The following is a 24,662-nucleotide window of genomic DNA, read 5'->3' on the forward strand; positions in this document are numbered from 1 at the left end:
CCGCGGCCTAGGGCTGACGGCGAAACGCCTCTTGCATGCAGCGGACGAAATGCTCCACCTGCGGGGTTGCAAGGCTGTAGTGGATCGCCTTGCCGTCGCGCCGGTTGACGACCAGCCCCTCCTGCCTGAGGCGGGCCAGCTGCTGCGAGACGGCGGCCTGCCGTTTTTGAAGCAGCAGTTCCAGCATGCCCACCGATTTCTCGCCCGAGGCGAGGTGGCGCAGGATGGAAAGCCGCTGCGGATGCGCCGCGGCCTTCATGAAGGCGATGGCCAGGTCGGTGTCGAACCCGCGGTCGATCCGGGGGGAGGTGCTTGCAGCGACACGGGTCGCGGATGCCGGGCCTGCAGTCGTCATGATCACACCAATCAATCGGGCAAAAGCCCGCTACAAATTACGTTACCGCTCAGCGGTTCAAGCCGCCCCCGGAATCCGGTATCGGGTGCGAAAATGACGAAATCATGGTGATGATTGGGAGATTTGGAGCGGGCGATCGGGATCGAACCGACGACATTCAGCTTGGGAAGCTGACGTTCTACCACTGAACTACGCCCGCGCTGGAAATCCTCTAGCCTGTCCGCCGCTGCCGGTCAATGGGGGGACGGATCAGCTTGCGCGGCGCCGCTTGCGCCGCCCGCCGTCGCCGCCCGAGGCGTTGAAGCTGGTTTCGGGCAGGCGCACCACCGCCGCCAGGTTGGGGTAGGGCGCACTCGCGTGGGGGATGTGGTTCGCGGCGACGAAATGTTCCTGGAAACGGGGCTCGACGGCGGTCTCCACCTTCTGGATGCGGCGCACCACGGTCTCGATCTCGCGCCGCGCGGCAGAGTTCAGAAGGGCGATCCGCGCGCCGGTCCCGGCCGCGTTCCCCGCCGAGGTCACCTTGTCGAGCGGGCAGTCGGGGATCATCCCCAGCACCATCGCGTGCTTGGGGCTGATATGCGCGCCAAAGGCCCCGGCCAGCACCACGCGGTCCACGCTGTCCACGCCCATCTGGTCCATCAGAAGCCGCGCACCCGCGTAAAGCGCGGACTTGCCCAGCTGGATCGCGCGCACGTCGCCCTGCGTCACCATGATGCGCGGCCCACCCTGGGCACTGCCGTCATGCAGCAGGTAGGCATGGGTCCGCCCCTCGGGCATGCAGCGCCAAGTGCCGGTCTGTTCGGCCGAGCCGATCAGCCCGCCCGGGTCCAGCAGCCCCGCCATGCGCATTTCGGCGATGGCCTCGATGATGCCCGAGCCGCAGATGCCGGTGATGCCGGTCGCGGCCGTCGCCTCGGCAAAGCCGGGCTGGTCGGACCACAACTCGCAGCCGATCACGCGGAAGCGCGGTTCCTTCGTCGCCGGGTCGATCTCTACCCTCTCGATGGCGCCCGGGGCGGCGCGCTGGCCGCTGGAGATCTGCGCGCCTTCGAAGGCGGGGCCGGTGGGCGAGGAGCAGGCCAGAACCTGGTGGCGGTTGCCCAGCAGGATCTCGGCATTGGTGCCGACATCGACGACCAGCATCAGGTCGTCGGACTTGTGCGGCGCCTCGCTCAGGGCCACGGCGGCGGCATCGGCGCCGACATGGCCGGCGATGCAGGGCAGGACGTAGACGCGCGCGTCGGGATGCAGGCGCAGGTCAAGCTCGGCCGCCCAGAGCGTCATCGCATCCGACGTCGCAAGCGCAAAGGGCGCCTGGCCCAGCTCTACCGGGTCGATGCCAAGCACCAGGTGATGCATGACCGGGTTCGCGACCAGCACCGCCTCGAAGATGAGTTCGGGCGCGATCTGCGCCTCGGCCGCGATCTGTCCGACCAGCGCGTTCAGCGCCTCGCGCACGGCCACGGTCATTTCGGACGCGCCGCCCGGGTTCATCATGGCATAGGAGACGCGGCTCATCAGATCCTCGCCGAAGCGGATCTGCGGGTTCATGATCCCGGCCGAGGCGACGACCTCTCCGGATTGCAGGTCGCACAGATGCGCGGCGATCGTGGTCGAGCCCAGATCGACGGCCATCCCGTAGATGCGCCCCTCGTGGAAGCCGGGCCAGACATGCATGATGCGCGCGGGCGTGAGGCCATTGCCCACATGCACCGCGCAGGTCACCTTCCAGTCGCCCTTGCGCAGCGCGGGTTGCAGCATCTGAAGCGTGCGCAGGTCGCCCTCGACATGGGCAAGATCCCATTGCTCGGCCAGCGCCTTTTCCAGCCGCTCCAGGTCGCCCGAGGGGTGGTGCATGTCGGGTTCCTCGACCTCGACGTAGTAAAGCCGGATGCAGGGATCGAGCACGATCTCGCGGGCTTCGGCGCGCTTGCGCACCACCTGCTTGTGGACCTGGCTTTCGGCCGGCACGTCGATCACCACGTCGCCCATGATCTGCGCCTGGCAGCCCAGCCGCCGGCCGTCGATCATGCCGCGCTTGGACTTGTAGCGTTCCTCGACGGCGTTCCAGTCGCTCAGCGCCTCGGGGCGCGAGGTGACGCCGTGCTTGGAAAACTCGCCGAAGGAGGGCTGCACCTGGCATTTGGAACAGATGCCGCGCCCGCCGCACACGCTGTCGAGATCGACGCCCAGCTTGCGGGCGGCGGTCAGCACGGGGGTGCCCGGCGGGAAGCGGCCACGCTTGCCCGAGGGCATGAAGATCACCAGCGGTTCGGTCTCGGCCATGATCGGCTCCTGTCCTTTTCGCCTGTCGTTCTAAACCTTGCGCCGCCCGGTGCAATGGGCGCGGGGGCTATCGTGCCGCGTCGAGCCAGCGCAGGATGACATCGCGGTCCCCGTCCAGCGCGGGGGCCGCGGGGCGGGTGGCGCTGTCGGCGCTTCCTGACAGCTTGATCGGCTGGCCCGGTCCGCGGAAGGCAGCGGCATTGCCGGCGGCATCGGCGATATCCACCACCATGTGCCGGGCCACCACCTGCGGATCGGCCATCGCCTCGGCCAGGTTCTGGATCGGGCCGCAGGGGATCCCCGCGCGGTCCAGCACGGAAAGCCAGTGCGCGGCCGGCTCGGTCAGCGTCACCGTCTCGATCCGGCGCTTGAGCAGGGCGGCATTCGTCGCACGCGCCGCGTTGGTCGCGAATTTGGGATCGGTGGCAAGTTCCCCCAGCCCCAGCACGCCGCAGAGCTTGGAGAACAGCGCATCGTTGCCGGCGGCGATCACGAAGAGCCTGTCCTCGGCATGGAAGGTGTCGAAGGGCGCGATCAGCGGGTGCCGCGCGCCGGTGGGGCCGGGGGGATGCCCGGTCACATGGGTCATCGCGATGGCATGGGGCAGGATCGCAAGCTGGCCGTCCAGCATGGCGACATCGACCTTGCGCCCGAGGCCCGTGCGCTCCCGCTCGTAAAGGGCCGCCAGCACGCCCTGCGCGAGGAACATGCCGGCGGCGATATCCCCGATCGAGGCGCCGACGCGCACCGGGTCGCGGCCCTCTTCGCCGGTGACGGACATGACGCCGCCACGCGCCTGCACCACCATGTCATAGGCGGGCTTGCCGGCCTCGGGCCCGGTATGGCCGAAGCCCGACACCGCGCCGTAGATCAGGCGCGGATGGCGTGCATGCAGCGTGTCCCACCCATAGCCCAGCTTTTCCATCACGCCGGGGCGGAAGTTTTCCAGCACCACGTCGGCCCGCGCCAGAAGCCGCTCGAACAGGGCGCGGTCGGCGTCCGCCTTCAGGTCCAGCGCGATCGACTGCTTGCCGCGGTTGATCGCCGCGAAATAGCCGCTCATGCCGTCCCGGAAGGGCGGGAAGGCGCGGGTGTCGTCGCCGCCGTCGGGGCGTTCCACCTTGATGATGCGCGCGCCCAGGTCGCCCAGGCTCATCGCGGCATAGGGGCCGGCAAGCACATGGGTCAGGTCGAGGACGACGATATCCTTGAGCGGGCCGGTCATCGCAGGACCTCAGCCGCGCCGCCGGCGGCGCCCCTCGCGGCCGCCGCGGCCGCCCGTCTCGCCCTCGGCGCCGGCGGGCTTGCTGGCGCGGATCCAGGCGGCGCCATGGGGGTCGTTGTTCATCAGCAGGTTCGCGGCGCGGATCGCCTCCATCTCCTGCGGGCGGACCGGGTTCATGATCGCGGAAGTCATGCCCGACGCGATGGCCATGGGCAGGAAGGCCGCGTTGATCCCGTGCCGGTTCGGCAGGCCGAAGGACACGTTCGAGGCGCCGCAGGTGGTGTTGACCTTCAGCTCCTCGCGCAGGCGGCGGACAAGGGCAAAGACCTGCTGGCCTGCCGTGGCCATCGCGCCGATGGGCATGACGAGGGGATCCACCACGATGTCATGGGCGGGGATGCCGTAATCGGCCGCGCGCTCGACGATCCGCTTTGCGACGGCGAAGCGCACCTCGGGATCCTCGGAGATGCCGGTGTCGTCGTTCGAGATCGCGACCACGGGCACGTTGTATTTCTTGATGAGGGGCAGCACGATCTCCAGCCGCTCCTCCTCGCCGGTGACGGAGTTGACCAGCGGCCGGCCGTGGCAGGCCTCGAGCCCGGCCTTCAGCGCCTCGGGGACGGAACTGTCGATGCAGAGCGGCACATCCACCAGCCCCTGCACCAGCTCGATCATCTGGCGCATCAGCGGCGGCTCGGTCTCGTTGGGGTTGGGGTTCGAGTTGTAGACGACGCCCGCGTTCACATCGAGCATGGTCGCCCCGCAGGCCACCTGTTCCAGCGCGTCCTTCTCGACGGTCGAGAAGTCGCCCGCCTCCAGCTGGGCCGCCAGCAGCTTGCGCCCGGTGGGGTTGATCCGCTCGCCGATCACGCAGAAGGGCTGATCGAAGCCGATGATGGCGGTCTTCGTCCGGGATTCGACGATGGTGCGGGTCATTCTGTGGTCCTGTCCTGTCTCATGCCCCGGGCCGCGGTGGCGCCCATGGGCCGTCCAATTCCGTTCAAGTCGTCCGCGGCGCCGCAAAGCCCGCCCGGCTGGAATACATGGAGTTGCGCGACATTGTAATCCGGGTGCGACGCTTTGTGATGCGCAGGGGGCGCTCAGCCCCTGTCGCGGAAGCCGTCGCTTGCGATCAGCGCGCGGATCGTGTCGGGATCGTGCTCTGCCTCCAGTCGGGCGGCCTCGGCTTGCGCGATGTCCTGCGGGTCGCCCTCGACCTGGTAGGGATCGGCGCGGCGCCATTCGCCAAGGTAGGCGTCGGCGTCGCGCGCGCCCACCTTCATGGCGCAACGGTCGATCGCCTGCTCGAACCGCTCGGGCAACTGGATCTTGACCGCGCGCCGGCCCTTGCCGACGATGACCTGCGCGGGGATGTCGCGCCAGTAGACGATGGTGACTTCGGGCATGTTCGGTCCTATCTGTCCGCAATTCGGTGGTGTGGCGTTGAAGTAGGCGCTGCGCGCGGGATTGTCAGCAGGGCAAGGCAATTGCATCTGTGATCCCGGGGCCGGATGACGTACAGAGGCATCGCAGCGAAACGCTTTGACGGTAGGATCCGACGCTCATGACTTCCACACGGACAAAGGGCACCCCGCCCAAGACCCTGTCTTTCGAATTCTTTCCCCCGCAATCCCCCGAGGCGGAGGCGCAGCTCTGGCGCTCGGTCGAGCGGCTGGCGCCGCTTTCGCCCAGCTTCGTCTCGGTCACCTACGGGGCGGGCGGGACCACGCGCGAACGCACCAAGGTCGCGATCCGCACCATCCAGGAACGCGCGCATCTCAGCGTGGCGGGGCACCTGACCTGCGTCGGCGCCTCGCGCGCCGAAACGATGGAGGTGGCCCACGCCTATCGCGCCATGGGCGTGACCCGGATCGTGGCGCTGCGGGGCGACCCGCCCAAGGGCGAGACGAAGTTCGTGCCCCATCCCGAGGGGTTCACCCATGCGGCCGAACTGGTCGAGGCGCTGGCCGCGGACGGGTTCGACGTGACCGTGGGCGCATACCCCGAGACCCATCCCGAGGCGGCCTCTCCGGAGGCGGATATCGACAACCTCAAGCGCAAGCTCGACGCGGGCGCGGACCGGGCGATCACGCAGTTCTTCTTCGAGGCGGACTGCTTCCTGCGCTTTCGCGACCGCTGCGTGGCGGCCGGGATCGACGCGCCGATCATCCCCGGCATCCTGCCGATCGAGAATTTCCAGCGCATGTCCCGTTTTGCCAGCGCCTGCGGCACCAGCGTGCCCGACTGGATGGAACGGGGCTTCGCGGATGCCGCCGGCGACGACGCGGCCGAGACGACGCTTGCCACCACCATCGCGACCGATCTGTGCGGGCGGATGCTGGAAGAGGGTGTGGATCACCTGCATTTCTACACGCTCAACAAGCCGGACCTGACCTTCAACATCGCCCGCGCGCTGGGGTTCGAGCCGGTGACGCCGAACCTTGCGGCTGGGAACGGCGTGGCCTGAGGGTCAAGCCGTGCCGACCGCGGCGCTTGCCGCAGGTCGGCCCTTGATGTAGCGTCAGGTCAAATGGCCGCCGATCACGGTGCGGCCCATGATTTGGCTGGATAGATGGCGCAGAAAACAGATGTTTCTGCGCAGGACAGGAAAAAGCGTGCCCGCCATCGCGGGCCGCGCAGCGCCCCTGCGCAGGAGAGCGGCGAGCTTTATGCCGCTCTCGACCTCGGCACGAATTCGTGCCGCATGCTGATTGCGGCGCCGCAGGGCCCGCAGTTCACGATTGTCGATGCCTTCGCCAAATCGGTGCGACTGGGCGCGGATCTCGAACGGACCGGGGCGCTGTCGCGCGCCTCGATCGAGCGCACGATCCGCGCGTTGCAGGTCTGTGCGGGCAAGCTGCGCAAACTGGAGGTGCGGCACACAAGGCTGGTCGCGACCGAGGCCTGCCGGCGGGCGAAGAACGGCCGCGCCTTCATCGAGCAGGTGGAAAAGCGCACCGGCCTGCATCTGGAGCTGATCCGCCCCGAGGAAGAGGCGCGGCTTGCCGTCATCTCCTGCGCGCCGCTGGTCGAGGCGGAAAGCGAGCATGTGATGGTGTTCGACATCGGCGGCGGATCGACGGAACTGGTCTGGATCGACGTCTCGGGCGTCGCGGCCGACCAGCGCGCCGAGGCGGTGATGCGGCTCGACATCCGGGGCTGGCGCCGGGCGGGCGGCCCGCAGGATCCGACCCCGGGCGAGGCGCGGATCGTCGATTTCATCTCCGTGCCGCTGGGCGTCGCGACCCTGCACGAGCGTTTCGACGACGTGGAGGACGAGAGCGCGCGCTTTGCGCTGATGAGCTGGTATTTCGAGGAACAGCTGACGAAATTCCGTCCCTACACGGACCTCGACGTGCTGGACGGGGTGGAGCGGTTCCAGATGATCGGCACCTCGGGCACGGTGACGACGGTGGCGGCCGCGCATCTGGGCCTGCGCCGCTACGACCGGCGCAAGGTGGACGGGCTGACCTTGAGCGTGGCGCAGATCGAGACGGTGATCGGCCGGCTGATGACGCTCGGCCCCGAGGGGCGGCGGATGGACCCCTCGATCGGCAAGGACCGGGCCGAGCTGATCGTCTCGGGCGCGGCGATCCTGCAGACGCTGATCCGCATCTGGCCCACCGACCGGCTTGGCGTCGCGGATCGGGGCCTGCGCGAGGGGATGCTTCTGTCGATGATGAACCGCGAGGGCGCGTTGAGATTGGGGAACAGACATGGCTGACGATACGCGGCGCAGTTCGGGGCGCGGGCAGCGCGACCTGAAGGTGCGGGTCAAGACCGCGCGCGGGCGGCGCACCAGCTCCACCCGCTGGCTGGAGCGGCAGTTGAACGATCCTTACGTCCAGCGCGCCAAGCGCGAGGGCTATCGCGGCCGCGCCGCCTACAAGATCATGGAGCTGGACGACAAGTTCCGCTTTCTCGTGCCGGGCGCGCGGGTGGTCGATCTGGGCTGCGCGCCGGGCGGCTGGTGCCAGGTGGCGGTGCCGCGGGTGAACGCGCTGGGCGAGAAGAAGGGCAAGGCCGTGGGCCGGGTCATCGGCGTGGACCTCCAGGAGGTGGAGCCCATTCCGGGGGTCGAACTGCACCAGCTGGATTTTCTTGCCGATGAAGCTGACGAGCAGGTGAAGCAATGGCTCGGCGGGCCTGCCGACGTGGTGATGTCGGACATGGCCGCCGCATCGTCCGGGCACAAGCAGACCGACCACCTTCGCATCATCGCGCTTTGCGAGGCGGCCGCGGATTTCGCCGCCGACGTGCTGGAGGAGGGGGGCACATTCGTCGCCAAGGTGCTGGCGGGCGGCGCCGAGACCGAGCTTCTGGCGCGGCTCAAGCAGGATTTCGTGCAGGTCCGCCACATGAAGCCCCCCGCCAGCCGGTCCGACAGTTCCGAGAAGTTCGTCGTGGCGACCGGGTTCCGGGGCCGCAAGCGGGACGCGGCCGGGGAGTGACGGCAAAAAGCGGGGACCAAGCCACTCGGCCCCCGTCTTGATGCTGAAAGATCGCCTTAAAACACTTGTCGGCGCGCTGCCGGAGAAGCGGTCCAGCGCCGGGAGAGCCCGACAATCTGCCCACGACCAAATTGGTAGCGGAGAATCGTGACGATTCCATGACGCGGGCCGCCCGGGCGGCCGCGACAGGCGTTCCGACGGGCAGAAATCCCGGTTTCCGCCATGCCGTCACGCAGGGCGCGGGGGCGGGGCTGCGCCGATCGTTGCGCCATCAGGCGGATCGGATGCCGCAGCGGAACGGGAACGGGCGCGCCGCTGCGGGCGCGCCCCCTCTTGCGTTTGCGTGGGAATGGATCGGCTCAGCCGACCAGCGCGTTGTCGTCGCGCTTCACCGCCACCACGGTCGATCGCGGCAGCGCCCCATCGCCGTCGGGGAAGGGGGCGTCGGGGTGCTGGATGCCCACGAACATGGTGCGCCTGTCGGCCGACCAGGTAAGGCCCGTCACCTCGGATCCGCTGGGCCCGGTGAGGAAACGCTCGATCCGGCCCGTGGCGGGGTCGCCCGCGAGCATCTGGTTGTTGCCCTGGCCGGCGAAATCGCCCTCGTTGCTGTCGTCGCCGTCGGTCTGGATCCAGACGAGGCCGGTCGAGTCGAACATCATCCCGTCGGGCGAGTTGAACATGTTGCCCTCGTTGATGTTCTCAGAACCGGCATAGGCATCCGAATGCACGGCCGGGTTGCCTGCCATGACATACAGATCCCAGGTAAAGCCGCTGGCGGCGTGGTCGTCCGCCTCGGGATACCAGCGCACGATCTGGCCATAGCCGTTCTCGGCGCGCGGGTTGGGGCCGCTGGCCGGGGTCCAGTCGCCGCCCGCATTGGCGCGCACGCCGCGGCGGGTGTTGTTGGTCAAGCAGCAGTAGCCCTCGACCGCGACCGGGTTCACGGCCACCCATTCCGGGCGGTCCATGGTGGTGGCGTTCACGCGGCTGCCGGCGGTGCGGCTGAAGATCAGGATCTCCTCGGCCGACATGCCGGTCGCCTCGGGGGTCAGGGCGACCCATTCGCCGGTCCCGTCGTCGTTGAAGCGGGCAACGTAAAGCTGGCCATCGTCCAGCAGGCCCGAAGTGTCGCCGCCCGGCACATAGATGCCGCTGGAGACGAACTTGTACATGAACTCGCCCCGCTCGTCGTCGCCCATGTAGACGACCACGCGGCCGTCACGGGCCAGCGCGCAGGCGGCGTTCTCGTGCTTGAAGCGGCCGAGCGCGGTGCGCTTGACGGGGGTCGACCCGGGGTCCGCGGGGTCGATCTCGACCACCCAGCCGTGGCGGTTCGGCTCGTTGGGGTTCATCGAGATGTCGAAGCGCGGGTCGAACTGCTCGTAGCGGTAGCGCCCCTCCAGCCCGATACCGTAACGGGCAAAACCCTCCGGACGCTCGAACGACGCATCGGTCGAGCCGAAGTAGCCGTTGAAGTTCTCTTCGCAGGTCAGGTAGGTACCCCAGGGCGTCTTGCCCGAGCCGCAGTTGTTCAGCGTGCCGAGCGCGAGAACCCCCTCGGGGTCGGCCTCGGTCTTCATCAGGTCATGGCCGGCCGCGGGGCCGGAAATCCGCATCGGCGTGTTGTGGTGGATGCGCCGGTTGTAGGGGCTGTCGATCACGACGGCCCAGCCGTCCGGGCCCTCGGCCACTTCCATCACGGTCACGCCCTGCATGTTCTGCAGGATGCGCACCTCGTCCGCATTGGCGGGCATGCCGTCCGCGCGATGAGGCAGGTTCACCTTGGTGTTCACATACTCGTGGTTCACCGCGATCAGCTGGCGATTGCCGACCACGAACAGCTCCATCCCGTCGGTGTTCTCGCCGAACACCTTGTCGGAAGCCTCGAGCGAGATGCCCGTCTCCTGCGAGAGCGGGTCGACACCCGAAAACAGCGGGTCGCCCCACTTGACCAGCGGCTGCCAGCTGTAGCCCTCGGGAACGTGCACGGTCGCGTCGGTCTGCGCCGCGATCGGGGTAAAGGCGAAGCGGCTCGCCGCTTCCTGCGCGCGGGCCGAGCCGCTGCTCAGAAGCCCGGTGCCCATCACCGCGGCGCCCGAGCCCAGCACCACCAGGTTGCCGAGGAAGCCGCGCCGCGTCATGGCGCGCTCGACCACGCGGTCGAAGCCGGTTTCCTCGGGGCGGGGGTCGTGCAACTCGTCCCACTCGTCCCAGGACAGCGTGGACTTGTCGATCTCGATGTTCATGGCGCCGAATCCTCCGTTGGCAGCGAAACACGCATTGGCTGCCATCGGTGTAGGGGGCGGCGTTTACCGATTTGTGACGCTTCGGCTGCGCTTGTGCGACAGCCCCGGCCGCGGGGCCGCGCGTTCCGGCGCGGGACTTTCCTTTTCCGGGCACCCGTGAAATAGGGAAGCGCCAATACCGACACACCATGGAGGCCCCTGATGGAGATTCGTGAGGCGCTCACATTCGACGACGTGCTTCTTCTGCCCGCGGCATCCAGCGTGATGCCCGCCCAGGCCGACACGCGCACGCGGCTGACCCGTTCGGTGCAGCTGAACATCCCTCTCCTGAGCTCCGCCATGGACACCGTGACAGAGCAGCGCATGGCCATCGCCATGGCGCAGGCCGGGGGCATCGGCGTGCTGCATCGCAACCTCGAGATCGAGGAGCAGGCCAACCAGGTGCGCCGGGTGAAGCGCTTCGAGAGCGGCGTGGTCTATGACCCGGTGACGCTGACCCCCGACCAGACGCTGGCCGACGCCAAGGCGTTGCAGGAACGGTTCCGCATCACGGGCTTTCCGGTTGTGCGCGACGGGCGCGTGGTGGGCATCCTGACTAACCGCGACATGCGCTTCGTCGAGGACGAGACGACGCCGGTGCACGCGATGATGACCGCCGACAACCTGGTCATGCTGCGCGAGCCGGCGGACCTGGCGACGGCAAAGCAGATCATGCATGCCCGCCGCATCGAGAAGCTTCTGGTCGTGGACCGGGAGGATCGGCTGACCGGGCTTCTGACGATCCGCGACATCGAACAGGCGGTGGTGAACCCGCAGGCCTGCAAGGACGCGCTGGGGCGGCTGCGCGTGGCGGCCGCGACGACCGTGGGTGACAGCGGCTTCGCCCGGTCCGAGGCGCTGATCGACGCCGGCGTGGACGTGATCGTGATCGACACCGCGCACGGCCATTCCGCTTCCGTGGCCGAGGCGGTGACGCGGGTCAAGAAACTGTCGAACGACACGCAGGTCGTGGCCGGCAACGTCGCCACCGCCGAGGCGACGCGCGCGCTGATCGACGCGGGCGCGGATGCGGTCAAGGTGGGCATCGGCCCCGGGTCCATCTGCACCACGCGCGTGGTGGCGGGCGTGGGCGTGCCGCAGCTGACCGCGATCATGGACGCGGTCTCGGCCGCGGGCGATACGCCGGTGATCGCCGATGGCGGGATCAAGCTGTCGGGCGATTTCGCCAAGGCGATCGCGGCCGGGGCGGATTGCGCCATGGTCGGCTCGCTTCTGGCGGGCACCGACGAGGCGCCGGGCGAGGTGTTCCTTTACCAGGGCCGCAGCTTCAAGGCCTATCGCGGCATGGGCTCGGTCGGCGCGATGGCGCGCGGCTCGGCGGATCGCTACTTCCAGAAGGAGGTGTCGACCGAGAAGCTGGTGCCCGAAGGGGTCGAGGGGCAGGTGCCCTACAAGGGGTCCGTGGGCGTGGTCATCCACCAGATGGTCGGCGGGCTTCGCGCGGCCATGGGTTATACCGGCTGCCAGACCGTGGCCGAGATGCGCAGGAACTGCAATTTCGTGCGGATCACCGGCGCGGGCCTGACCGAGAGCCATGTCCACGACGTGCAGATCACCCGCGAAAGCCCCAACTACCGGGGCGGCTGAGGCCGCACCGGGCAAGGAGACGCGATGACCCCCGGTGGCCGTCTTTCGGCGGCGATGGAGATCCTTGACGCGGTGATCGCGGGCGAGCCGGCCGAGCGGGTGCTTACCCGCTGGGCGCGGGCCAGCCGGTTCGCCGGGTCGAAGGACCGGGCCGCGATCCGCGACATCGTCTATGACGTGCTGCGCCGCCGGCGCAGCTGCCTCTGGTCCTCGGGCGCAGGGCAGGAAAGCGGCCGCGCGCTGGTCACAGGGCTTCTGGTGCAGACCGCGCCGCAGGATCTGACGCTTTATGACGGGGCCGGCCATGCCCCCGCGCCGCTTGGCGCCGAGGAGGAGGCGGGCCAGCGCGCCACGCTGGACGAGGCGCGGGTGGCGGTGCGCTGCGATTTTCCCGACTTTCTGGAACCGGAGTTGCGCCGCTCGCTGGACGAGCGGCTGGAGCAGGTGATGACCGCCCTGCGCGACCGCGCGCCGGTGGACCTGCGCGTGAACCGCCTGCGCGCGACACCGGATCAGGCGGCGCAGGCCCTGCGCGCCGAGGGGATCGAGACCGAGCCGCTCGCCGATGCGCCCGATGCGCTGCGCGTCGTCGCGGGCCAGCGCGGGGTTGCGGGCAGCCGCGCCTATCGCGACGGGATGGTCGAGTTGCAGGACGCGGCCAGCCAGCAGGTCGCCGCCGCCGTGAGGGCGGAAAAGGGGATGCGGGTGCTCGATCTCTGTGCGGGTGGCGGTGGCAAGACGCTGGCGCTTGCGGCGCATATGGGCGGGCAGGGCACTCTTGCCGCCTATGACGCGAACCCCGCGCGGATGCGCGATCTGCCGGCCCGGGCTGAACGGGCGGGCGTGCGGGTGACCATCGCGGATGACGGGCTGCTGGCGCGGATGCAGGGCGCCTTCGACCGGGTGCTGGTGGATGCGCCCTGTTCCGGCACGGGGGCCTGGCGGCGCAATCCGGATCAGAAATGGCGCCTGACGCAAGCGGATCTTGCAGAGCTTGTGGCGCTTCAGGCGCGGATCCTCGACCGGGCGCTGACGCTGGTCCGGCCCGAGGGACGGATCCTTTATGCCACCTGTTCGCTGCTGGCCTGCGAGAACGAGGATCAGCCGCGCGCCTTTCTCGACCGCCATGACCACGCGCTCAAGGGCGCCGAGCGGCGGCTCGATCCGGGCCCTGGCGGTGACGGTTTCTATTTCTGCGAGCTTTTGCCATAATCGCGCAACCAGAGAGGGAATCGGCTCGGCCCCGCAGTCCAGTTACCATCCGTTAACTGACCCAGCCGCATACCTGCCCGAAACGGCGAGCGTGAACGCATGGCGGCGATGACATCCGATACCACCCGGGCGGCGGGTCTGGCGGCCGCGCTGCCGCGCGACCCCTTGTATCTTTTCCTGCCGGTCGCCTGGGGCGGGCTGGGCGCAGCCTGGCTTGGCGGCGCGCCGTCGTGGCTGATCGTGGCGCTCTGGGTTGCCGGGGGGCTTGCGACGGCGCTGCAGTTGCAAGGGGCGGGCCGCGCCGCGCCGGTCGATCCCGCCTTCGGCCCGGCGCTGTTCCGGCTTTCCAGGGGCCGCGTGCTGCGCCCGCGGAACCGCGTCGCACGGCGCATGGCCGGGCTCGGCCCGGATCTGTTCGCCACCCTCGCCGGCGGTGTGGAGGGGGGCAGCGCCGCGCTGTTCCGGATGGGGCAGGAGGCCGAGCGCAAGGGCCATGCCGAAGTCGCCGCGCGATTCTGGGAACGTGCCTACCGGCTGAGCGCCGCGCGTGCGCGCGACGGCGGGCAGCACTGGCGGCTTGAACCGGTCGGGCCGCCCGGACCTGCGGCAATGCTGCCATCCGACGAGTCGGCCGCACTCGAGGATCTGCCGGTCGCGGTCGTCCGTCTCGATGCCGATGGCAAGATCCTGGCGGTGAACGCCGCCGCCCGTCGCCTGCTGGGAGAGGCGGCGCTCCCGGGGGTGGCACTGCCCAGCATCCTCGAGGGCATGGGCAAGCCCATGACCCAGCGCCTGCGAGAGACGATGGCGGGGCAGGCCCAGGGCCGCTCGGAAGTGGCGCGCTGCCACGGGGCGGACAGCGACGGCTTTCTCCAGGTCGTGATGACCCGCTGCGAGGGGGCGTGCGGGCCGAGCATCCTTGCGGTGCTGAGTGACGCGACCCAGCTGAAGACGCTGGAGGCGCAGTTCGTCCAGAGCCAGAAGATGCAGGCCGTGGGCCAGCTGGCCGGTGGGATCGCGCATGATTTCAACAACCTGCTGACCGCGATCAACGGCCATTGCGACCTTTTGCTCCTGCGGCACCTGCAGGGCGATGGCGATCATGCGGACCTGATGCAGATCCGCCAGAACGCGAACCGCGCGGCGGCGCTGGTGCGCCAGTTGCTCGCCTTCTCGCGCAAGCAGACCCTGCGGCCCCAGACGCTGCATCTGTACGATACGCTGGCCGAGCTGGCCAATCTGCTGAACCGGCTGCTGGGCGAGAAGTTCACCCTGAGGATCCGTAATTCCGAGGATATCTGGCCGGTGCGGGTGGACGAGCGTCAGCTGGAACAGGTGATCGTGAACCTGGTGGTGAACGCCCGCGACGCGATGCCCGACGGTGGGGTCGTCTCGCTCGAGACCAGGCGGCTGAGCCTGGATGCGCCAAGCGAGCGGGACCGCGCCATCATCCCGCCCGGGGACTACGCGGTCATCACCGTCGAGGACAGCGGCGTCGGCATCCCGCGGGACCGGCTGGGCAAGATCTTCGAGCCGTTCTACACCACCAAGAGGGCCGGCGAGGGGACCGGGCTGGGCCTGTCCACCGCCTACGGCATCATCAAGCAGATGGACGGCTTCATCTTCGTCGAAAGCGAGCCCGGTGTCAGGACCCGTTTCGAGATATTGCTGCCGCGCAGCACGTCCGAACCCGGCGCGGATGCCGATGCGCCGCCCGCGGTCCCGGCCGTGCGCCGGCGCGAGAGCGAGGGGCAGGGCGTGGTGCTGCTGGTCGAGGACGAGGCGCCGGTCCGCGCCTTTGCCGCCCGCGCGCTGCAACTGCGCGGGTTCACCGTGATCGAGGCCGAAAGCGGCGAGGCGGCGCTGGAACTGCTGGAGGATCGCGATCTGCGGGTCGATCTGTTCGTCTCGGACGTGGTGATGCCGGGTCTGGACGGGCCAAGCTGGGTGCGGCGCGCCTACCAGATGCGGCCCACGGCCAGCACGGTATTCGTGTCGGGCTATTCGATGGACATGTTCTCGGACACGAGCGAGCTGGTCCCGCGGTCGAGCTACCTGCCCAAGCCCTTTACCCTGAACGACCTGATCGAGCGGGTCCGCGACCACATGGACCGCTACGCGGCCTGAACGTGGTCAGGCAGCACGCGACGGCGGCGTCACCGTGCGCGCGGTGCCGCTTTCCCAGATGTCGAGTTCCGGCGCGAAATATGCCTCGAGCCGGGCGCGGGTCGCGGGCGCCAGTTCGGCCCGTCTGCGCGGCGAGGCGTTGTGATGCTCTATCGTCACCGGATGGTCGAGCCGGCGGGACAGGAAACGCGCGAACAGATCCATCTCCTCGAAGCGGAAGACGATGTCCACGATCAGCTTGCCCGAGGCGTCGCACAGGAATGCCTGGGGCCGCCACAGGTCGCGCAGGCAGGGCCGGTCGGCCCGGTCCATGTAGTCGTTGGCGAAACTCTCGAAACTGATGCCCGCCGTGCTGGCCGCACCCTCTTCTGGGCGGGAGCGGTAGCGCCACCAGCTCTCCAGCCAGTCGACCGGGTGGCGCAGCTGGCAGACCGTGTCGATCGGGCCGATGCCGGTCTCGGTCAGATAGGGGCGCAGGTAACGTTCGAAGTGATGGGCCGGCATGTGCGTGACCCGGTGGTGGCGTGTGAAGAGGATGTGGCAGCGCCGCCGGATCGCGTTCTCTACCGAGGTGGACCCGGTCTTGGTCATCGCGAGATAGGCGAAGCGCCCTTCGACATGCAGCAGCATGGACTCTCTCCTTCGGCTTCAGGCTTCTTAAACCAAGAGCGGCGAGGCTGGGAAAGGAAGAAAAATCCTGTTGCAATGTTCTCTTTTTGATCTCATGGTAAACGGAACAAGAGGCGAACAGAGCGGCGATTGCCCACCCCGGCAAAGCGTGAAATAAAGGTGCTCAAACATGGCGACTCCCCTTTTCGACTTGAGTGAAAAACGCAGCATGGACAAGCAGAAGGCCCTTGAATCGGCTCTGAGCCAGATCGAACGCAGCTTCGGCAAGGGTTCGATCATGCGCCTCGGCCAGGGCGGCGCGGTGATGGAGATCGAGGCGACCTCGACCGGTTCGCTCGGCCTCGACATCGCGCTCGGCATCGGCGGGCTGCCCAAGGGCCGCATCGTCGAGGTGTACGGCCCCGAATCCTCGGGCAAGACGACGCTGGCGCTGCATGTGATCGCGGAAGAGCAGAAGAAGGGCGGCGTCTGCGCCTTCGTCGACGCCGAACACGCGCTCGACCCGCAATACGCGAGGAAACTGGGCGTCGACCTGAACGAATTGCTGATCTCGCAGCCCGATGCGGGCGAGCAGGCGCTGGAAATCACCGAGACGCTGGTGCGCTCGGGCGCGGTTTCGGTCGTCGTGGTCGATTCGGTGGCGGCACTCACCCCGAAATCGGAACTCGAGGGCGACATGGGCGACCACCAGGTCGGCGCCCAGGCCCGCCTGATGAGCCAGGCCATGCGCAAGCTGACAGGCGCGATCAGCCGCTCGAACTGCATGGTCATCTTCATCAACCAGATCCGCATGAAGATCGGCGTGATGTTCGGCTCGCCCGAGACGACCTCGGGCGGCAACGCGCTGAAGTTCTACGCGAGCGTCCGGCTCGATATCCGCCGCATCTCCTCGATCAAGGACCGGGACGAGACGGTGGGCAACCAGACCCGCGTCAAGGTTGTCAAGAACAAGGTCGCCCCGCCCTTCAAGCAGGTCGAGTTCGACATCATGTATGGCGAGGGCATCTCCAAGGTGGGCGAGTTGGTCGACCTGGGGGTGAAGGCCGGTGTCGTCGAGAAGTCCGGCTCCTGGTACTCCTTCGGGGACCAGCGCATCGGGCAGGGGCGCGAGAACGCGAAGACCTTCCTGAAGGAGAACCCCGACATCTCTCTCATCATCGAGGACAAGATCCGTGCGGCCCACGGTCTCGAGTTCGCCATGAGCGAGGATGACGGCGCGGTGGTCGAGGACTGAGCGCGACACCGCGGCATCAGACACCGCGGGATTCAACGATCGGCGCCGGACGGGACCGTCCGGCGCCGATTTCGTTCAAGGCTATCGTCGATGCGGGACGGGCGGCCGGTTCCCGTTTCAGGATGCGCGGGCGAGGCGCGACGGCCCTTCGTCTATGGTGAAGCTGTCGACGATGGATTTCAGGCTGGCGACCGCCTGCTCGAGGCTGGCCAGCCCGGCGGCGCTGCGCTCGGCCAGTTGCGCGTTCGACTGGACCTCGTCTTCCATGCTGCGCACCATGCCGTTCATGTCGGCGATCCGCCGGGCTTCCTCGCGGCCGGCCGCGGCGACCTCCGAGATCGCGGCGGTCAGCGTGTCGAGCGATTTCGAGATCTGGTTGAGCGCCTCGCCGGTTTCGCGCACCATCTGCACCCCCTCGCCGACGCTGGCTGCGGATTGCTGGATCAGCTCGGTGATGTCGGCTGCCGCCTGCGTGGAGCGCTGCGCGAGCGACCGCACCTCGGCCGCCACCACGGCAAAGCCCTTGCCGGCCTCGCCGGCGCGCGCGGCCTCGACCGCCGCGTTCAACGCCAGCAGGTTGGTCTGGAACGAGATCGACTCTATCACCGTGGTGATCTCGTTGATGCGGTTCGAATTGCGTTCGATCTTGGCGACCGCGGCGACCGCCTTCTCGACCGCGGCCGAGCCGCGGCCGGTCCGGTCCGAGACGTCGCTGGCAAGGCGGTCGGCCTCGTCCATGCGGGCACTGTTGCGGCGCACGATTCCCGACAATTCGTCCATCGAGGCCGAGGTTTCCTCGATCTTCGCGGCCTGCTGCCCGTTGCGCTGCACCAGGTCGCGGCCGTCCTGCCCCATGCGCTGGCTGGTTGTGGTGGCCGTTGCGGCGGCCGCGCGGGCCGCGGCTACGACCGAGCGCAGCGAGTCGGCGGCATTCGTCACCCGCTGCTGCATCTGCCCGAAGCGACCGGCCATGGCCGGGGACGGCTTGTAGGTGAGGTCCCCTGCGCCCAAGGCGATGATACGGGCCTCCAGCTCGCCCATCGTCTGCGCGATCGACGAGAACAGCCGGTTCAGTTGCTCGGCCAGCCGGACCAGACCGGGGTCGTCGAACCGGCTGTCGATGCGGCGGGTGAAGTCGCCGTCCAGACCGGCCTCGACCATGGTCGAGAATTCCTGCTCCATCGTCGACATGATCCGTTGGCGCATTTCGGCGGCCTCTGCCTGGGCGGCTTCCATCGCCTCGCGCGCGGCGGTCGCGCTGGCGGTGGCGGCACGGGCTTCCTCTGCCTCGGCGCCGGCTTGCTCGAGCAGGCGCAGGCGCTCGCGGATGGTGACGATCATCGCCGCCGATTCCATCAGCAGGATCGCCGCATGTATCAGGGTGCGCCCGATATCCGCCCCGCCGGGATAGACCAGCTGCGGCGCGAGAAAGTTCAGCCCGAGGTGGTGCACGGCCACCACCAGCGTGGCCGCGACGATCGCCTTCACGTCGACCAGCGCCGCAAGGATCGCGACCAGCGCGAAGAAATACATGTGGCTGTCCACCTGCCAGGGATGGCCGCCCAGCGCCGCGGTGATCAGCGCGGCCTGCCCGACGAGGGCGATCGCCAGCGTCTGCCGCCCCGCGACGGGGTCGGTGCGCAGCATGGCCCAGGCGGCCGCCGTCAGCGCCAGGGAGATCGCCGGCAGCAGCAGCGCGGGGCCCGACAGGGCTATGGCCAGGCCAGTGATCACCGGCGCATGCGCAAGGCTGAACCCCAGCAGGATGCGCTGGGCGCGGTGGCGGGAGGTGTCGATCGCGTTCGTCATATGTCCTCTCGGGATCTGCCGCAAAGCGCGGTCAGCCGGCCCAGGTCAAGCATCAGCCAGACATCGCGGCGGCCCTGCACGGCCGCGATCTGTGTTTCGGAGAGCAGCGTCTCGGCGCCGATGCCGCGCGCACCGGTCATCAGCGGCGATGCCCCGACCTGATCGAGGATCGCGGCTGCATCGGCCCAGGGCGCGGCGATCACCAGCGCGGGGCGGTCGGGCCGGACAGGCGCGGCGGTGACGGCCCCGACCAGCGGGATCGCCATGACCAGGCCCGACAGAAGGATGTTCGCCAGCATCGGCGGGCTCCGGTGTGTCGTTGCGGATGCGACCCTCAAACCATGCAAACGTAAAGAATTGCCTTTCAGGGTGCGGGCCGCCGGCGAAAAGACGAGTTGTGGACAGTCCCTGCGTGCTGGGATAATCCCCATCGGGTGCGAATGCCGCGATCCCGAGGACTTACATGACCGTCAGCCTGAACGATATCCGCAGCACGTTTCTGGGGTATTTCGAGAAGAACGGCCACGAGGTGGTGCCAAGCGCGCCGCTGGTGCCGCGCAACGATCCCACGCTGATGTTCACCAATTCGGGCATGGTCCCGTTCAAGAACCTGTTCACCGGGATCGAGCATCGCGACTATACCCGCGCCACCTCGTGCCAGAAATGCGTGCGCGCGGGCGGCAAGCACAACGATCTCGACAATGTGGGCTACACCGCACGGCACCACACGTTTTTCGAGATGCTGGGGAATTTCAGCTTCGGGGACTATTTCAAGGAAGATGCGATTCCGCTGGCCTGGGACCTGATCACCAAGGAATTCGGGATCCCCAAGGACAAGCTTTACGTCACCGTCTATCACACCGATGACGAGGCGGCGGCGATCTGGAAGAAGCACGCCGGCCTGCCCGACGAGCGCATCATCCGCATCGCGACGGACGACAATTTCTGGATGATGGGGCCGACGGGGCCCTGTGGCCCGTCCTCCGAGATCTTCTATGACCATGGCGATCACATCTGGGGCGGCCCGCCGGGCAGCCCCGAGCAGGATGGCGACCGGTTCATCGAGATCTGGAACCTTGTCTTCATGCAGTACGAACAGTTCGAGGACGGCACCCGCCGCCCGCTGCCCAAGCCCTCGATCGACACGGGCATGGGGCTTGAACGCTTCGGCGCGACCATGATGGGCAGCCACGACAACTACGCCACCGACGTGATGCGCGACCTGATCGAGGCCTCGGCCCATGCGACCGGCGTGGACCCCTACGGGCCGCAGAACGTGCATCACCGGGTGATCGCGGATCATCTGCGCTCGACCTCGTTCCTGATCTCGGACGGGGTGCTGCCCTCGAACGAGGGGCGGGGCTATGTCCTGCGCCGGATCATGCGCCGCGCCATGCGCCACGCCCATCTGCTGGGCGCCAAGGATCCGGTGATGTGGAAGCTGGTGCCGGTGCTGGTGCGCCAGATGGGCCAGGCCTATCCCGAGCTTGCCCGCGCGCAGAAACTGGTCGAGGAGACGCTGCGGCTGGAGGAAACCCGCTTCAAGCAGACGCTCGATCGCGGCCTGAGCCTGCTGGATGCGGAGCTTGCCACGCTGGAGGAAGGCGCGGAATTGCCCGGCGAGACGGCGTTCCGGCTTTATGACACCTATGGCTTTCCGCTGGACCTGACCCAGGACGCGCTGCGCGAGCGGGGGCGCGCGGTGAACGTGGCGGGCTTCGAGGCCGCGATGGCCGAGCAGCGCGCCAAGGCCCGCGCGGCCTGGGCCGGCTCGGGCGAACAGGCGGATGCGGCGATCTGGTACGACATCGCCGAAGCCGAGGGCGTGACCGAGTTCCTTGGCTACGACACCGAAAAGGCCGAGGGCCAGCTTGTCGCCATCATCAAGGACGGCAAGGAAGCCAGCGCCGCGGTGGCCGGCGATGCGGTGGAACTGGTCTTCAACCAGACGCCCTTCTACGCCGAATCCGGTGGCCAGGTCGGCGACAGCGGCATGATCCGGACCGAGACGGGCCTTGTCACCATCACCGACACCCGCAAGACGGCCGGCGTCTTCCGTCACATCGGCACCGTGACCGAGGGCGAGATCGAGACCGGCGCCGCAGCCCAGCTGGAGGTGGATCACGCACGCCGCAGCGCGATCCGGGCCAACCACTCGGCCACGCATCTGCTGCACGAGGCGCTGCGCCAGGCACTGGGGGAGCATGTCGCGCAGCGCGGCTCTCTCAATGCCGAGGATCGGCTGCGCTTCGACTTCAGCCACACCAAGGCGATGACCCCGGCAGAGTTGCAGCGGGTCGAGGCCGAGGTGAACGCCTATATCCGCCAGAACACGCCCGTCGAGACGCGGATCATGACGCCCGAGGATGCGCGCGCGCTGGGGGCGCAGGCGCTGTTCGGCGAGAAATACGGCGACGAGGTGCGGGTCGTGTCGATGGGCGCGCAGGACGGCTCGGGCAAGGGGGCGGATGGGCGGACCTATTCGCTGGAACTGTGCGGCGGCACCCATGTGCGCCAGACCGGCGATATCGGCCTGTTCGTGACGCTGTCCGAGAGTGCCTCGGCCGCCGGCGTGCGCCGGATCGAGGCGCTGACCGGAGAGGCGGCGCAGGCCTATCTGGCGCAGCAGGACGCGACGCTGGCGCAGGTCGCGGGCGTGCTCAAGACCCAGCGCGCGGACGTGGTCGATCGGGTCAAGGCGCTGCTTGACGAGCGCAAGGCGCTCCAGAACGAACTGGCCGATCTGCGCCGGCAGCTGGCGCTGTCGGGCGGCGGCAAGTCCGAGGCGGCCGGGCCCGAGACGGTGGCGGGGGTGCCTTTCGTGGGCCAGACGCTTCAGGGCGTGTCGGGCAAGGATCTGCGCGGGCTGATCGATGCCCAGAAGGAGCGTGTCGGCTCGGGCGTGATCCTGCTGATCGCGGATGCGGGCGGCAAGGCGGCCATCGCGGCGGGTGTGACCGACGATCTGGTGGCGCGCTTCTCGGCGGTGGATATGGTGCGCGTCGCGGCCGAGGCCATGGGCGGCAAGGGCGGCGGCGGCCGGGCCGACATGGCCCAGGGCGGCGCGCCCGATGCGGGCCGGGCCGACGCGGCGCTTGACGCGGTGCGCGGGCTGATCGCCGGCTGAGGCAGGATTTCAAAGGCAAGGGGAGGAACAGCGATGCCGGCACTCTGGATCGCGAACGTGGATGTCTCGGACAACGAGGCCTATGCGAAATACGCCAAGCTTGCGTCCGAGGTGATCCCGGCGCATGGCGGCACCTTCATCGCGCGGGGCGCGCGCTATGTTCAGCTCGAGGGGCGGGAGTTTCCGCGCAACGTGGTCGCCCGTTTCGATACCGTCGAGGCGGCGGTCGCCTGCTACAACTCGCCCGAATACCAGGCGGCGCTGGCCCATGCCGAGGGCGCGGCCGAGCGTCAGCTGGTGATCGTGGAAATCACGGAATAATCTGCTGAAACAAGTAACTGCGTCGCGGTATTCACATCGCGACGTAGCGGTCGCGCCGGTGGTTGATGGCGATGATCAGGTTCATCACCACAGCACCTGCAAGCGACCAGGCGACCGATGCGGGCGGCAGCACGAACAGGGCCAGGCCGAACACCACAGCGTCGACCAGAAGCTGCGTCCAGCCGGCGCGAAAGCCGATCCGGTCCTGGAGATAGACGGCAAGGACGCCCACGCCGCCCAGGGATGCCCCGTGCCGGAAAAGCGCGAGCAGCCCCGAGGCGGTGATCATGCCGAACAGCACCGATCCCAGCAGCGGGTGCGACCAGTCCAACGTGACCTGGCCGGCCAGCCAGCCCGAGAGAACCGAAAGCAGGCTCACCGCCGCAAAGGTCTTGAGCGTGAAGCGCAGCCCCATGCGCCTCAGCGCGAGCCAGTAGAAGGGCAGGTTGATCGCGAAGAACACGGCGCCAAAGCTCCAGCCCGTGGCGTAGGAGATCACGATGGCAAGCCCGGCGGTCTGCCCCGTCACCAGCCCGAGACCCTGGAGGATCACCAGCCCGAAGGCGCACATAGCAGCCCCGAAGACGATGCCTTGTGCATCGTCCATCGCGCTGTGGCGTTTGGGGTCTGGCTGCGACATGGGCGGGCTTTCCTGTGACCGCATCCGCATGCACCGGCCGGGCCGAAGGTGCAACCCCCCGGCCCGCACGCTTCAGCCGGGAAGCGCCTTGTTCAGGTTCTCCTCGACTGCTGCGAGAAAGCCCTCGGTGGTCAGCCAGCCCTGGTCCGGGCCGACCAGCAGGGCCAGGTCCTTTGTCATGGATCCCGCCTCCACCGTCTCGACCACGACGCGTTCCAGCGTTGTCGCGAAAGTCATCAGCGCCGCGTTCTCGTCCAGTTTGGCGCGGTGCTTCAGTGCCCCGGTCCAGGCGTAGATCGAGGCGATCGAATTGGTCGATGTCGCCTCGCCGCGCTGGTGCTGGCGGTAGTGCCGGGTCACGGTGCCATGCGCCGCCTCGGCCTCGATGATGCGGCCATCGGGGGTCATCAGCACGCTTGCCATCAGGCCCAGCGACCCGAAGCCCTGCGCCACCATGTCGGACTGCACGTCCCCGTCATAGTTCTTGCAGGCCCAGACGAAGCCGCCCGACCATTTCAGGGCCGAGGCGACCACGTCGTCGATCAGCCGATGCTCGTAGGTGATCCCGGCGGCCTTGAACTTCTCGGCGAATTCGGTGTCGAATACCTCCTGGAACAGGTCCTTGAAGCGGCCGTCATACACCTTGAGGATGGTGTTCTTGGTGGACAGATACACCGGCCAGCCCAGGCTGAGCCCGTAGTTGAACGACGCGCGCGCGAAATCGCGGATCGACGCGTCGAGGTTGTACATCCCCATGTAGACCCCGGCGGACGGCGCGTCATAGACCTCGCGCTCGATCACGGTGCCGTCCTCGCCCACGAATTTCAGGCTGAGCTTGCCCCTGCCGGGGAAGGCGATGTCGGTGGCGCGGTACTGGTCGCCGAAGGCGTGGCGCCCGATCACGATGGGCCGCGTCCAGCCCGGCACCAGGCGGGGGACGTTGCGGCAGATGATCGGCTGGCGGAACACCACGCCGCCCAGGATGTTGCGGATCGTGCCGTTGGGGCTGCGCCACATCTGTTTCAGGCCGAATTCCTCGACCCGGCCCTCGTCGGGGGTGATGGTCGCGCATTTCACGCCGACGCCGATCTCGCGGATGCGGTTGGCCGCGTCGATGGTGACCTGGTCATCGGTGCGGTCACGCTCCTCGATGCCGAGGTCGTAATAGAGCAGGTCGATGTCGAGATAGGGCAGGATCAGCCGATCCTTGATGAAGCGCCAGATGATGCGGGTCATCTCGTCGCCGTCCAGTTCCACGATGGGGTTCGCCACCTTTATTCTGGTCATCCCGGTCCCTCCGTCTGAATGCCTGGCGCGGCTTTAGCGCAAGGCGGGCGGGATGGGAA

The 24,662-nt window shown here is 68.2% G+C and carries 20 protein-coding genes and 1 tRNA gene; 9 read left to right on the forward strand and 12 right to left on the reverse strand.

Annotated features, from left to right (window positions below; genetic code table 11):
• Positions 1 to 7 precede the first annotated feature (7 nt).
• The 6 genes from HMH01_RS09015 to HMH01_RS09040 form a co-directional block, all read right to left on the reverse strand.
• Positions 8 to 355, reverse strand: coding sequence for an ArsR/SmtB family transcription factor (locus HMH01_RS09015; protein WP_171324456.1), 348 nt, complete (start codon positions 353 to 355; stop codon positions 8 to 10).
• A gap of 124 nt (positions 356 to 479) precedes the next feature.
• Positions 480 to 554 (reverse strand) — tRNA-Gly (locus tag HMH01_RS09020).
• 50 nt (positions 555 to 604) lie between these two features.
• Complete coding sequence (locus HMH01_RS09025; RefSeq protein WP_171324458.1) at positions 605 to 2,644, reverse strand: ASKHA domain-containing protein; 2,040 nt, start codon at positions 2,642 to 2,644, stop codon at positions 605 to 607.
• Between the two features lie 67 nt (positions 2,645 to 2,711).
• Positions 2,712 to 3,869 (reverse strand): CaiB/BaiF CoA transferase family protein, encoded by a 1,158-nt coding sequence (locus tag HMH01_RS09030; protein WP_171324460.1) that lies wholly within the window; start codon positions 3,867 to 3,869, stop codon positions 2,712 to 2,714.
• Between the two features lie 9 nt (positions 3,870 to 3,878).
• Entirely contained in the window at positions 3,879 to 4,805 is a 927-nt protein-coding gene (locus HMH01_RS09035) for a methyltetrahydrofolate cobalamin methyltransferase (RefSeq protein ID WP_171324462.1), read from the reverse strand.
• A gap of 164 nt (positions 4,806 to 4,969) precedes the next feature.
• Positions 4,970 to 5,275 (reverse strand): virulence factor, encoded by a 306-nt coding sequence (locus HMH01_RS09040; protein ID WP_171324464.1) that lies wholly within the window; start codon positions 5,273 to 5,275, stop codon positions 4,970 to 4,972.
• A gap of 158 nt (positions 5,276 to 5,433) precedes the next feature.
• On the opposite strand from HMH01_RS09040, the gene metF reads away from it, so the two are divergent.
• The 3 genes from metF (at position 5,434) to HMH01_RS09055 (ending at position 8,320) form a co-directional block, all read left to right on the forward strand.
• Positions 5,434 to 6,336 carry a methylenetetrahydrofolate reductase [NAD(P)H] gene (metF, locus tag HMH01_RS09045; protein ID WP_171324466.1) on the forward strand — a complete coding sequence of 301 codons (903 nt, stop codon included), beginning with the start codon at positions 5,434 to 5,436 and terminating at the stop codon, positions 6,334 to 6,336.
• A gap of 105 nt (positions 6,337 to 6,441) precedes the next feature.
• Positions 6,442 to 7,593, forward strand: a complete 1,152-nt coding sequence (locus HMH01_RS09050; RefSeq protein ID WP_171324468.1) for a Ppx/GppA phosphatase family protein — start codon at positions 6,442 to 6,444, stop codon at positions 7,591 to 7,593.
• The gene (locus tag HMH01_RS09055; protein WP_171324470.1) at positions 7,586 to 8,320 is read left to right on the forward strand and encodes an RlmE family RNA methyltransferase; all 735 of its coding nucleotides are present in this window, start codon (positions 7,586 to 7,588) and stop codon (positions 8,318 to 8,320) included. The genes HMH01_RS09050 and HMH01_RS09055 overlap by 8 nt, the downstream gene beginning before the upstream one ends.
• Positions 8,321 to 8,679: 359 nt before the next feature.
• Here HMH01_RS09055 and HMH01_RS09060 read toward each other — a convergent pair whose 3' ends face one another.
• Entirely contained in the window at positions 8,680 to 10,569 is a 1,890-nt protein-coding gene (locus tag HMH01_RS09060) for a PhoX family protein (RefSeq protein ID WP_171324472.1), read from the reverse strand.
• 201 nt (positions 10,570 to 10,770) lie between these two features.
• Here HMH01_RS09060 and guaB point away from each other — a divergent pair, with 201 nt between their 5' ends.
• From guaB to HMH01_RS09075, 3 genes are all read left to right on the forward strand, one after another.
• On the forward strand, positions 10,771 to 12,216 hold the full coding sequence (gene guaB / locus HMH01_RS09065) for an IMP dehydrogenase (RefSeq protein ID WP_171324474.1): 1,446 nt from the start codon (positions 10,771 to 10,773) through the stop codon (positions 12,214 to 12,216).
• Positions 12,217 to 12,240: 24 nt separating this feature from the next.
• Complete coding sequence (locus HMH01_RS09070; RefSeq protein WP_171324476.1) at positions 12,241 to 13,428, forward strand: RsmB/NOP family class I SAM-dependent RNA methyltransferase; 1,188 nt, start codon at positions 12,241 to 12,243, stop codon at positions 13,426 to 13,428.
• A 108-nt stretch (positions 13,429 to 13,536) separates the two neighbouring features.
• Positions 13,537 to 15,555, forward strand: coding sequence for a hybrid sensor histidine kinase/response regulator (locus tag HMH01_RS09075; protein WP_246237301.1), 2,019 nt, complete (start codon positions 13,537 to 13,539; stop codon positions 15,553 to 15,555).
• Positions 15,556 to 15,561: 6 nt separating this feature from the next.
• On the opposite strand, the gene HMH01_RS09080 is transcribed toward HMH01_RS09075, so the two are convergent.
• Entirely contained in the window at positions 15,562 to 16,185 is a 624-nt protein-coding gene (locus HMH01_RS09080; RefSeq protein WP_171324480.1) for a sulfotransferase family protein, read from the reverse strand.
• 208 nt (positions 16,186 to 16,393) lie between these two features.
• On the opposite strand from HMH01_RS09080, the gene recA reads away from it, so the two are divergent.
• A complete protein-coding gene (gene recA, locus HMH01_RS09085; protein WP_425483588.1) occupies positions 16,394 to 17,419 on the forward strand; it encodes a recombinase RecA in 1,026 nt (341 codons plus the stop codon).
• Positions 17,420 to 17,536: 117 nt separating this feature from the next.
• Here the strand turns inward: recA and HMH01_RS09090 are convergent, their stop codons facing one another.
• Both HMH01_RS09090 and HMH01_RS09095 read right to left on the reverse strand, forming a co-directional pair.
• Positions 17,537 to 19,228: a methyl-accepting chemotaxis protein gene (locus HMH01_RS09090; protein WP_171324484.1), complete on the reverse strand. Its 1,692-nt coding sequence runs from the start codon at positions 19,226 to 19,228 to the stop codon at positions 17,537 to 17,539.
• Positions 19,225 to 19,527 (reverse strand): hypothetical protein, encoded by a 303-nt coding sequence (locus HMH01_RS09095; protein ID WP_171324486.1) that lies wholly within the window; start codon positions 19,525 to 19,527, stop codon positions 19,225 to 19,227. Before HMH01_RS09095 ends, HMH01_RS09090 begins: the two co-directional genes overlap by 4 nt.
• 164 nt (positions 19,528 to 19,691) lie before the next feature.
• Between HMH01_RS09095 and alaS the strand changes: the two genes are divergently transcribed.
• Together alaS and HMH01_RS09105 are read left to right on the forward strand one after the other, a co-directional pair.
• Positions 19,692 to 22,355 (forward strand): alanine--tRNA ligase, encoded by a 2,664-nt coding sequence (gene alaS / locus HMH01_RS09100; protein ID WP_171324488.1) that lies wholly within the window; start codon positions 19,692 to 19,694, stop codon positions 22,353 to 22,355.
• Positions 22,356 to 22,388: 33 nt separating this feature from the next.
• Positions 22,389 to 22,676, forward strand: coding sequence for a DUF1330 domain-containing protein (locus HMH01_RS09105; RefSeq protein WP_171324490.1), 288 nt, complete (start codon positions 22,389 to 22,391; stop codon positions 22,674 to 22,676).
• 31 nt (positions 22,677 to 22,707) lie between these two features.
• Here HMH01_RS09105 and HMH01_RS09110 read toward each other — a convergent pair whose 3' ends face one another.
• Together HMH01_RS09110 and HMH01_RS09115 are read right to left on the reverse strand one after the other, a co-directional pair.
• Positions 22,708 to 23,316, reverse strand: a complete 609-nt coding sequence (locus tag HMH01_RS09110; RefSeq protein ID WP_171324492.1) for a YitT family protein — start codon at positions 23,314 to 23,316, stop codon at positions 22,708 to 22,710.
• A 72-nt stretch (positions 23,317 to 23,388) separates the two neighbouring features.
• Positions 23,389 to 24,603 carry an NADP-dependent isocitrate dehydrogenase gene (locus HMH01_RS09115; protein WP_171324494.1) on the reverse strand — a complete coding sequence of 405 codons (1,215 nt, stop codon included), beginning with the start codon at positions 24,601 to 24,603 and terminating at the stop codon, positions 23,389 to 23,391.
• Positions 24,604 to 24,662 lie beyond the last annotated feature (59 nt).

The sequence above is a fragment of the Halovulum dunhuangense genome (genome assembly GCF_013093415.1).
GTDB classification, from domain to species: Bacteria; Pseudomonadota; Alphaproteobacteria; order Rhodobacterales; family Rhodobacteraceae; genus Halovulum; species Halovulum dunhuangense.

Coding starts and splice junctions, on each gene's coding strand:
- metF (WP_171324466.1), top strand. CDS start 5,434: ATGACTTCCACACGGACAAAGGGCACCCCGCCCAAGACCCTGTCTTTC.
- alaS (WP_171324488.1), top strand. CDS start 19,692: ATGACCGTCAGCCTGAACGATATCCGCAGCACGTTTCTGGGGTATTTC.
- HMH01_RS09055 (WP_171324470.1), top strand. CDS start 7,586: ATGGCTGACGATACGCGGCGCAGTTCGGGGCGCGGGCAGCGCGACCTG.
- HMH01_RS09090 (WP_171324484.1), bottom strand. CDS start 19,228: ATGACGAACGCGATCGACACCTCCCGCCACCGCGCCCAGCGCATCCTG.
- HMH01_RS09105 (WP_171324490.1), top strand. CDS start 22,389: ATGCCGGCACTCTGGATCGCGAACGTGGATGTCTCGGACAACGAGGCC.
- HMH01_RS09060 (WP_171324472.1), bottom strand. CDS start 10,569: ATGAACATCGAGATCGACAAGTCCACGCTGTCCTGGGACGAGTGGGAC.
- HMH01_RS09115 (WP_171324494.1), bottom strand. CDS start 24,603: ATGACCAGAATAAAGGTGGCGAACCCCATCGTGGAACTGGACGGCGAC.
- HMH01_RS09035 (WP_171324462.1), bottom strand. CDS start 4,805: ATGACCCGCACCATCGTCGAATCCCGGACGAAGACCGCCATCATCGGC.
- HMH01_RS09015 (WP_171324456.1), bottom strand. CDS start 355: ATGACGACTGCAGGCCCGGCATCCGCGACCCGTGTCGCTGCAAGCACC.
- guaB (WP_171324474.1), top strand. CDS start 10,771: ATGGAGATTCGTGAGGCGCTCACATTCGACGACGTGCTTCTTCTGCCC.
- HMH01_RS09070 (WP_171324476.1), top strand. CDS start 12,241: ATGACCCCCGGTGGCCGTCTTTCGGCGGCGATGGAGATCCTTGACGCG.
- HMH01_RS09075 (WP_246237301.1), top strand. CDS start 13,537: ATGACATCCGATACCACCCGGGCGGCGGGTCTGGCGGCCGCGCTGCCG.
- HMH01_RS09080 (WP_171324480.1), bottom strand. CDS start 16,185: ATGCTGCTGCATGTCGAAGGGCGCTTCGCCTATCTCGCGATGACCAAG.
- HMH01_RS09095 (WP_171324486.1), bottom strand. CDS start 19,527: ATGCTGGCGAACATCCTTCTGTCGGGCCTGGTCATGGCGATCCCGCTG.
- HMH01_RS09025 (WP_171324458.1), bottom strand. CDS start 2,644: ATGGCCGAGACCGAACCGCTGGTGATCTTCATGCCCTCGGGCAAGCGT.
- HMH01_RS09030 (WP_171324460.1), bottom strand. CDS start 3,869: ATGACCGGCCCGCTCAAGGATATCGTCGTCCTCGACCTGACCCATGTG.
- HMH01_RS09110 (WP_171324492.1), bottom strand. CDS start 23,316: ATGTCGCAGCCAGACCCCAAACGCCACAGCGCGATGGACGATGCACAA.
- HMH01_RS09040 (WP_171324464.1), bottom strand. CDS start 5,275: ATGCCCGAAGTCACCATCGTCTACTGGCGCGACATCCCCGCGCAGGTC.
- HMH01_RS09050 (WP_171324468.1), top strand. CDS start 6,442: ATGGCGCAGAAAACAGATGTTTCTGCGCAGGACAGGAAAAAGCGTGCC.
- recA (WP_425483588.1), top strand. CDS start 16,394: ATGGACAAGCAGAAGGCCCTTGAATCGGCTCTGAGCCAGATCGAACGC.